Genomic DNA, 1,576 nt, shown 5'->3' with positions numbered 1-1,576 from the left:
CAACTATGAGAAGTCAAGAGGAATTTTATAAATAGGAAACTTAAAAAAGGGTGCACCAAATAACCCTAAGAGATGTTAAAAAAAATAAAAGTATCAAACTTCTTTTGAATATTGAGGGATTTCATACGGTTTATTGTTTTTTAGGATGGCATAGATAATGTAGCACAACTTTCTAGCTACAGCTCCTATACAAACATAGTAGTGCTTTCCTTGTTTTCGTTTCTTCTCATAAAAAGCTTTCAAGACAGGGTCATGTTTATGGGCTGTAATAGCGGCTTGGAATAAGGCTCTACGTAAATGAGAAGAGCCACGCTTAGATATAGACATACCTGATGATTCAAATTGTCCAGATTGGGACACAGAGGCATCAATGCCTGCGTAAGCGACAAGTTTAGATGGTTTATCAAAGCGGTGTATATCCCCAATTTCACTTAGTATAGTGGCACCTAAAATTGGTCCAACGCCAGGTACTGTCATGATAGGAGTATCTAAATCAATTAAAAGTTGTGACATTTCGTCTTCACATTCTTTGATTTGATCTTCGATAAAACGAATTTGCTCCATCAACATTTTTAGTTGGAAGGAAAAAGCGTTTTTACAGAAGGTAACACCAAACGAATTAGAGGCTAATTCCATTAGCTTGTTAGCTGTTTTCTTTCCTAGTCGGTTACGACTGGTTTGCTCAATTATTTGTGTTAAATCATCAATAGATATCTGTTCATAGTCACTAGGAGAGGCATATTCAAGTAAGATTTGCGAAGAAGTTTTACCAAAAACATCCGAAAAGATGCTTTGGTACTCTGGGAAAGTCTGATCTAATACGACAAGAGCTTTTCGTTTTAAATCACTCATATTACTTACAAGCGCATTACGAAAGCGGCTCATTTGTTTTAGAGCGAACATTTTTTCGTCCACAAGTGGGGTTTCAACAAAACGGCCGAATCGAATGATATCGGCAATCATAGTGGCATCAATGGCGTCTGTTTTTCGCTTTCTAATTTCTGTTCCTTTTCGCCAGGCATTGGTTTGAATGGGGGTTAATACAATGACTGAAAATCCATGATCCAGTAGAAAAGAATAAACAGCTAACCAATAATGTCCGGTGGCTTCCATTCCAATCAGTATTTCTGTAGGAGACTCAATGTATTGGTAGATCTGATTTAAAAGGGTTTGTCCACCTTCTTTGTGATTCTGAAAAGGAAATGGCTTAGTAATAGGTTTTCCCGCTTGATCGATAATGGACGCATAATGTTTATGTTTAGCGATATCAATACCTAAATAGAACATAGCTTACACCCCTATATTAATTAGTGTTAGATAGTGCTTTCCTCCCCTGAACTAATAAGCGCTACTACCTCGTAAGAGATACGAAGAATGACCAATGGTCATCAACATCCAACTCATTCGTAAACTACTTATTAGACAGAGGTACCGCTCTTTTTTACGAATACAAAGATTCAGGGAGATGGTCGGCAACACTCTATCTACAAATATTAGCATCTCATAAAAATAGATACCCTTGGGTTTATAGGTACATCCCGTCCCTAAAAACCTAACTTAATCATACGAGGAGATG

Annotated in this window: 1 protein-coding gene; it reads right to left on the bottom strand. The window is 37.2% G+C overall.

The features are described from left to right. Window positions 1-93 precede the first annotated feature (93 nt). Window positions 94-1,287, bottom strand: coding sequence for an IS110 family transposase (locus tag PDQ33_RS28815; RefSeq protein ID WP_270757110.1), 1,194 nt, complete (start codon window positions 1,285-1,287; stop codon window positions 94-96). Window positions 1,288-1,576 lie beyond the last annotated feature (289 nt).

It is taken from the genome of Bacillus cereus group sp. Bc031 (assembly GCF_027716265.1).
Classification (GTDB): Bacteria; Bacillota; Bacilli; order Bacillales; family Bacillaceae_G; genus Bacillus_A; species Bacillus_A paranthracis.
The sequence above is the reverse complement of the archived record's forward strand: the minus strand, read 5'-3'. Positions and strand labels throughout refer to the sequence as shown.

Excerpts from the sequence above, each read along its gene's own strand:
- PDQ33_RS28815 (WP_270757110.1), bottom strand. The coding sequence starts at position 1,287 with ATGTTCTATTTAGGTATTGATATCGCTAAACATAAACATTATGCGTCC.